This window comes from Vibrio sp. V15_P4S5T153 (assembly GCF_963874485.1).
Classification (GTDB): domain Bacteria; phylum Pseudomonadota; class Gammaproteobacteria; order Enterobacterales; family Vibrionaceae; genus Vibrio; species Vibrio anguillarum.
In genome coordinates this window covers 1-7248 of the sequence record NZ_CAWNHR010000007.1, presented here as the reverse complement: position 1 = coordinate 7248, position 7248 = coordinate 1, and the positions used below count along the sequence as shown (strand labels likewise).

8 protein-coding genes are annotated in these 7248 nt (G+C 38.3%); 7 read left to right on the top strand and 1 reads right to left on the bottom strand.

Annotated elements, in window-relative coordinates:
* Positions 1-365: 365 nt before the first annotated feature.
* The 7 genes from AACT42_RS01495 (at position 366) to AACT42_RS01460 (ending at position 6797) form a co-directional block, all read left to right on the top strand.
* A complete protein-coding gene (locus tag AACT42_RS01495) occupies positions 366-887 on the top strand; it encodes a hypothetical protein (protein ID WP_094167968.1) in 522 nt (173 codons plus the stop codon).
* A gap of 112 nt (positions 888-999) precedes the next feature.
* On the top strand, positions 1000-1896 hold the full coding sequence (locus AACT42_RS01490) for a hypothetical protein (RefSeq protein WP_094132159.1): 897 nt from the start codon (positions 1000-1002) through the stop codon (positions 1894-1896).
* A gap of 667 nt (positions 1897-2563) precedes the next feature.
* A complete protein-coding gene (locus AACT42_RS01485) occupies positions 2564-3682 on the top strand; it encodes a DUF3800 domain-containing protein (protein ID WP_094183086.1) in 1119 nt (372 codons plus the stop codon).
* Between the two features lie 159 nt (positions 3683-3841).
* Positions 3842-4417 (top strand): class I SAM-dependent methyltransferase, encoded by a 576-nt coding sequence (locus tag AACT42_RS01480; protein WP_094183085.1) that lies wholly within the window; start codon positions 3842-3844, stop codon positions 4415-4417.
* Positions 4418-5081: 664 nt separating this feature from the next.
* Entirely contained in the window at positions 5082-5516 is a 435-nt protein-coding gene (locus tag AACT42_RS01475) for a hypothetical protein (protein WP_094183084.1), read from the top strand.
* Positions 5517-5666: 150 nt separating this feature from the next.
* A complete protein-coding gene (locus AACT42_RS01470; protein ID WP_094183092.1) occupies positions 5667-6179 on the top strand; it encodes a GNAT family N-acetyltransferase in 513 nt (170 codons plus the stop codon).
* A gap of 168 nt (positions 6180-6347) precedes the next feature.
* Entirely contained in the window at positions 6348-6797 is a 450-nt protein-coding gene (locus tag AACT42_RS01460) for a hypothetical protein (protein ID WP_094183082.1), read from the top strand.
* 194 nt (positions 6798-6991) lie between these two features.
* On the opposite strand, the gene AACT42_RS01455 is transcribed toward AACT42_RS01460, so the two are convergent.
* Positions 6992-7248 (bottom strand): IS30 family transposase (locus AACT42_RS01455; RefSeq protein ID WP_141194999.1); only part of this gene is annotated, 257 nt, incomplete at its 5' end.

Sequence of the window (7248 nt, the reverse complement as noted above, 5' to 3'; positions counted from 1 at the left end):
ATCGCGTTGGGTTGTTCATCGTTGTGAATTTGTCGGCAAAATAACCTTCAGCATCCAAACGTCCGCCGAGCATGCTACGCTCGTCACTTTTCTTCCAAATCGCTTAATTTGAATTTTTTGTTTCTTTGCTGATTTAGGGTTTTGGTTTATAAATGAATGGGTTAGTTTGTTTTAAGTTTGCAAAAAAGCTCGTTCTTTGGTTTTGAAAGTATCGTTGTCAATCGGTTGGCCTAACAAACGGCTCAAGAGGGATTGTCAACGCGTGGCGGCTTTAGTGCAAAATTGAAGTTCAGTGTTTACAGTGTGTTTTTTGAGTTCGGCGGTGCGTTGTCAACCCCTTAGCCGGGCGTTAACTGAGGAATAGCATGATCGAAGTGTTACCTTTTAAAGGGGTAGGGAAATTGAAACTCGGTATGTCCAAAGAGGAAATCAGAAAGGCAGTAGGAAGCCCTGCCGATAATATTCCAGCACATACTTCTAGCGGCATTGCGTTTCAAGAAAGTGACTATTTCTTAGAAAGTTCAATCCAGGTCACCTATGACCAAGAAACTGGTCAAGCTAATTGGATAGCAATTAATAACAATATTTCATCCAAAGTCATATTTGAAGAAATGGACCTTTTCAATAGCTCTGTTCAAGATGTTGTAACCCATACAGAATCGTTTGGTGCCCTTGATAATAACGATTCCGAGCTTGGCTATTCTTATACTTTTCCCTCTTTAGGGTTAAGCTTCTGGCGTTCGTCAATAACAGAAGATCTACTTCAAGAGTTGGCCATCACCACAGATGAAGAAGACAAAGAATGTTTAATACAAGATATTGAAAAATCAAAATACTTTGAACAAATATCAATAGCAGTGAGAGGCTATGGTGAATCAACCAGTTAACAAGTTGCTCAAGTCGGATTGCGGTAAACTGTCACCTTGTTTGCATAAAAACGCAAACAAGTCGCCAATTCACCGCAACCGCTTAGCAAAGCGTTAGTTTCATGGAGGACATATGAACAATTCGGAATTGTTAGAGCAAGCCTTACATAGTGGGGCAATAATTCATCAACCTCATGCGTTGAAAGCATTTTTATCAGCAAATTTCCTTGCTAAACGTTTTGGTGAAAATGACAAACTTTTTTCTCATACGTCTATTTTGATGGCTAATGATTCAGTTTTGGTACAGCCTACATATGAGGGATCTGTTCAAGCACCAGCATTACAAGACTTTCGTATTCAAAGAATACTGAATCGTGGTATTTATCCTGCAGCTTATCAAGCTACTTTTCAGTGGTATCAAAACAAAGGTTTTGATGAGGTTTTTAGCCACTTTGCCACCAAAGCAGCATCTGCTAATGAATACTTATCCCACAATGTGACGATATTGCTTGCAATGAATAGTGTCTTTAGGCAATTGAATGAGCATCAGATCCCAGCCTTTCTGAATCGTTTTACAGAGTTCGTTACGTCTACGTTTTCAAATATAGATAACGTCAACTCGAAACCAGTGCCAGTAAAGACCAGTCTCTCAGATGTATTATCATCTTGTATTGAGCAGTTTGGTTTCTTTGGACACAACTTGATCACTTTGGCTTGGCTATTACGTTGCAAAGATCAGTTATCAACATCGCTGTATGAAGCAATGCTGTCAAACTTATATGTTCAGGCCAATAGTCCTTTGGAAGACCCCGAAGATGAAATCGATCAAGTCATGTGGGGGCAATGCAAGGCTGAGCCGGGTATAGAATCGTTTGAATCACGTATAAATTGCTTAATCTTTGATTACACGTCAAATTTGCATCAAATCACATTTGCTGATGCTCTATGCTTGTTACAATCTGAGTTTCCGCAATATACGACGGATTTAAATAAAATAGCGCAATATCAATGTCTTGCGCTTGAAAAATGAAACTAACAAAGCATTTAAGAGTGATTCCCAACGCATGGCATTTTTCATTCCATCGTTGGGTTTAGTGTTTACGGTGGTCTGGTTAAGATTCGTGGTAGCGTTGGTCACACCTTAATGCGGCGTTATGCAACTCAGGTAAATTTAGGAGTTCAATCTTTTTAGGTTTCTCCGGCCATTCGTTTTATGTTGTCGGCAAATGAGCATTTTCACCCTCAAATTCGTGGTTAACTTAAATCGTAAAACAGGCAAGGTTCTTTGTTTGCCTCAATCAGTTTTAGCGCTGGCGCGTTGTAAATTCAGTGGGCGCAAAGTGTGGAAAGGGCAAGTTTATCGAGTATTTCGCATTTGCTGAAAGTCTTGCTTGTTGAGTTTGTCTCATTCAAAAGCTTGGTTTGTTGTTGAAAGGTGGGCTTTGTTTTGGCGGCTTATTTATCACGGCTCTTGCTTGGGTTGGTTCTTGAATCACTCAACCATTGCAATTGTGGCTTTTGGTCGTGTAAATTCTGTTTATCTCATTGAATTTGCATAACAAACGGCTCAAGAGGGATTGCCAACGCGTGGCGGCTTTAGTGCAAAATTTAAGTTCAGTGTTTACAGTGTGTTTTTTGAGTTCGGTGGTGCGTCGTCAACCCCTTAGCCGGGCGTTATGTTCTATAGGGAAAATTATATGTATAATTATTATTTAGATGAATGTGGGAATACTGGTGATCTTTTAAAAAAGCGATTTGATTTAAAATTCGCTGGGCAGCCTTTATTTGCTCTTTCTTGTATTGGGATTGATCAAACAGAGGAAATAGATAAATTTGTTAAACAGTTACAGGAAGAGTACGGAATTGACACAGAATTAAAATCTAGTGAGTTATATAAAAATAATCCTGAATTTTTTTTAAAATTGGCGGAGTATATTGTTAATAATCGTATGCCATTGCTTGTTGAGCTAGTAGATAAAAAGTATTGTATAACTACATCAATTGTTAACCACCATATTTTACCGCCATACATCATGCCAGATGAATCAGATGGCGAGATTCAACATTATAGAAATGTGATTGCTGGTTATTTAGCTTTTAATCTTCCTGAAGAAAATTTTAAAAAATTCAATGATGCATGCCTTTTATGCACTGAAGAGAGTGTTTTAGATGCGATGATAAGCCTACGAGACTTCTTTAGTGCTAAAAAATGTGAAATGGAAGGTGCTAGCAAATTAGTAGAAGAATCAGTTGATGACTATATGATAATGAAAGGTCGTCATGGAGAAGAAAAGGCCCTAAAAATGTTTGTACCTATTCCTGATGAATCCTCTAAAGGTAAGCGAAAAAATAAACGGAAGAACATAAAGCTACTACCCCATATTCATTGTATTTATAATATTGTAGGTCGATTAAATAAGTATCATCTTGGTGATATTGGCTCGGTTACACTTTATCACGACGTGCAAGATGATTATGATGATATTTTTTCTAATAATGTAGAATCACTTAAAGATTTTAAGAAATCTGATAATGAACCTCCCATTATTAATGCAGATTTTGATATAAATGAATCAATGCCATTAATTTTTACTGACTCAGAAGGTTCAACGGGAGTACAGGTTGCAGATCTGTTAGCTGGCTTTTTTGTTAGGTATATAAATGACTATTTTTACAAAGGTATAGAGGTTGATGATATATACCATAAAATATTTTATGAGTTTCGTAAAAGTTTCCATTTTAATAGCCCTTTAGGTGTTAATTTTGTATTGCCTCTTTCGATAAGAGAACAAATATTTCATAAATTTAACTTCTAATACTAATTAGAAACGAACATAACAAGTGCATCAACACGATTTACTACACTCGGCGTCTCAGGTTGTCGGGTGTTTCTCGTTTTAAGGCGTCAATATTAAGTATAATTGCATAGTAGTAAACGTGTTATGCAGGCGTTATATGACTAAAGGAGTCCAGTTTTGATCAGATGGGATCATGTTGCAGATCATGTTGATTTCAATCTTGAAATTTCTGTGGAAGACTTTTTAATATCGATTCCCCGAAATGGTAAAATTTTAGATTTTGGTTGTGGTTACGGACGTATTTCAAATCAGCTTCAGAAGTTGGGTTATAAGGATTTAGTTGGTGTAGATTCATCAAAAGAAATGATTAATCGAGGTCTAACCGAATATCCTGAACTTGATTTACGTTATCAACAAGATGGTTTATTTTCTTTTTCAGACAATTATTTTGATGCGATAGTGGTATGTGCAGTATTGACTTGTATACCTGTTCAGGATTCTCGTGAAAAAGTAGTATCTGAACTCTGGCGGGTTTTGAAACCCAACGGTGTGTTGTATTTAGCTGAGTTTTGTTCAATCGAAAGTCTACATTTTTTATCAGGTTTAGGTATCGAAATGTGGCATAGTCGGCCAAAAGAGATTGAGGCTTTGCTATCAAACTTCAATATTGAATTGTCGAAAGTATCTGAAACTTCAACCATTTCAGGTCATGTCAGTAATGCGGTTCATATCATCGCGCGTAAAGTCATATAACAAAGCGTTCAAGAGGGGCAGCCAACGCGTGGCATTTTTATTATGCGTTGGTTTTTGTGATTACGGTGTTATGCAGAAGCTTAGTAGTAGCGTTGGTTGCCCCTTAACGCGGCGTTATGCAACTCAGGTTAATTTAGGGGCTCAATCTTTTGGGATTTCTCCGGCTATTCGTTTTGTGTTGTCGGCAAATGAACTTTTTCACCCTCAGATTCGTGGTTAACTCAAACCGTAAAACAGACAAGATTCTTGGTTTGCCTCAATCATTTTTAGCGTTGGCTTGCTGCCAATTCAGCGGGCGCAAAGTGTGGAAAGGACAAGTTTATCGAGCATTTTGTACTTGCTGAAGTTTTCGCTCGTTGAGTTTTCCTAACATAAAAGCTTGGTTTGTTGCTGAAAGGTGGACTTTGTTTTGGTAGCTCATTTATCACGGCTCTTGCTTGGGTTGATTCTTGAATCACTCAACTATTGCAATTGTGGCTTTTGGTCGTGTAAGTTAAGTTTATCTTATTGAATTTGCATAACAAACGGCTCAAGAGGGATTGCCAACGCGTGGCGGCTTTAGTACAAAATTGAAGTTCAGTGTTTACAGTGTGTTTTTTAAGTTCGGCAATGCGTTGTCAACCCCTTAGCCGGGCGTTAAACCGCACTATAAAAAGGAGATGTTATGAATCCTCGTGATGATTCAGTAAATATAGCGGATGTTAAGTTGAACCAACTTTTGAAATTGATGTATAAGCAATACAACAAAAGACATAAAACTTGTGCTCAAATTGGTTCGTACGGATTTATACCAATGAAATTTGTAAAAGATAATCACTCGGTACTCTCTGAACTTATTAATGATCAACGTGCACTTTCGCGTTTAGATGGTTATACAGATGAGTTAATGGTGCATACCATTTTTAACGGCATGGTCAAAAACAACTTTTTAGTGCGTGACCGATGTAGTTACTACTTTACAGAGTCGGGTTACAAACAGGCATTAAAATCATCAAACAAATTCAAATATCTGAATAGTTATCATACAGCCACCTTTTGGGGAATCATTATAGCTATTGTAGGCTCACCAATTCTTGGCTGGTTTACTTTGGGCGAATGAGTCCAGCGGTTTAACAAACAATTTAAGAGGGATTCCCAACGCATGGCATTTTTGCTTCTACTTCAATTTTAGTGGTTAAGGTGCAATGCTTTAGGTCAGGTGGTAGCGTTGCTCACCCCTTAATTGGGCGTTATGTGAATGGAGTCAACCTTGAAAATATCAGTTGTCAAAAGTGGTCAGATTGGGGCTTACGAAGCTGAACTTAATGCTCATCTAAACTCCGTTTTTGGCCAAGATTCCATGTTCATTTTCAATCGTGAGTTCGTCTGTGCAATTCTCATTAAAGACGATAATCAGATTATCGCTACTGGTTTTGCTTATAGTCGTTTAATGAAGCAGGGCTCAATAAGCTTCAAAGGGGGCATAATTGGTGGTATTGCCATTACACCAAGTAAGCGTGGTTTGGGCTTAGCTAAAGTCATCGTGAAAGAACTCGATCGATGCTTAGTGTCTTTTGGGGTAACTCATTCTTTTCTCTTCGCTTATGAGCCAGATGTTTATCGAAGCTCAGGGTATTCGGAGTTAGTTTTGCCTATCCATTACTTCGACGTGGAGCGGAAAAATTGGAATCAGTTTGTCTACCGTGGAGGTATGGTTAAGTCTTACAATGGCAGTCATGCTTTAAGCGATCAAGTCATTGAATTTAATGGTTGTGTGTATTGAGCGCGCTGGAAAAATTCACATAACAAACGCTTCAAGAGGGACAGCCAACGCGCGGCATTTTTACTATGCGTTGGTTTTTGTGATTACGGTGTTATGCGGTAAGTTGGTAGTAGCGTTGTCTGCCCCTTAAGCGGGCGTTAGGTGAGCAATTGAGTAATGAGGCAATAAGTGGACGACAAAAAAGCTCTTTCTGGAGCAGAAATAAGGCAGAAAGTACTCAAAAAAGTTGAAGAGTACGAAGATAGACCAGTGTTAGAGCAATACGCTTTATTTATGGGTAAGGCACAGCTTCTTGAATTTTATTTGAAAAATCTTTTGTTTCGGCTTTTTGATGTGCCAATTGAGCTCACTGAAAAATGGACTCTGGGAAAAACAAAAAATGAATTAAAGACTCAAGGCTTGAGGCCTGATTTCATTGAGTTTTTATCGAGTGTAGTAGACTACCGTAATCATATGGCACACGAATTTTTAGCTAACGATGCAATTATTCAATCATTTGCTGAATTTAGTGATCACAAAAGGTTTAGAGAACTATACAAAGCTATATACGAACTTGAGCAACTAATCGTTTTGTATGATTGGTGCGAAGAAAATCAAGGATGGTTGCCCGTCACCTAACAAACGCTTCAAGAGGGACAGCCAACGCGCGGCATTTTTACTATGCGTTGGTTTGTGTGTTTATGGTGTTATGCGGAAGCGTAGTCGTGGCGTTGGCTGCCCCTTAAGCGGGCGTTAGGCTTCAATCATAGGGTTCAATAATAAAAATTTTAACTACAAGGAAACTTAGTATCAAGTTTGAAGTGCGACACTTTTTAAAGATGCGCATGAATATACTCCAGTGGTGTTCTATACCCAAGTCTTTTGCGTGGGCGCGTATTTAATTTGTGTGCAATTTCGTTGCATAGCTTCTGTGTCACGTGTGACATGGAAGTTCGTTTTGGTAAGTATTGTCGTATCAAGCCATTAGTGTTCTCATTAGTGCCTCGTTCCCATGAATGGTATGGATTTGCAAAGTAAAACAGACAGTTATGATGTTTTTCTAGTTGTGCATAACCATGAAATTCAGTGC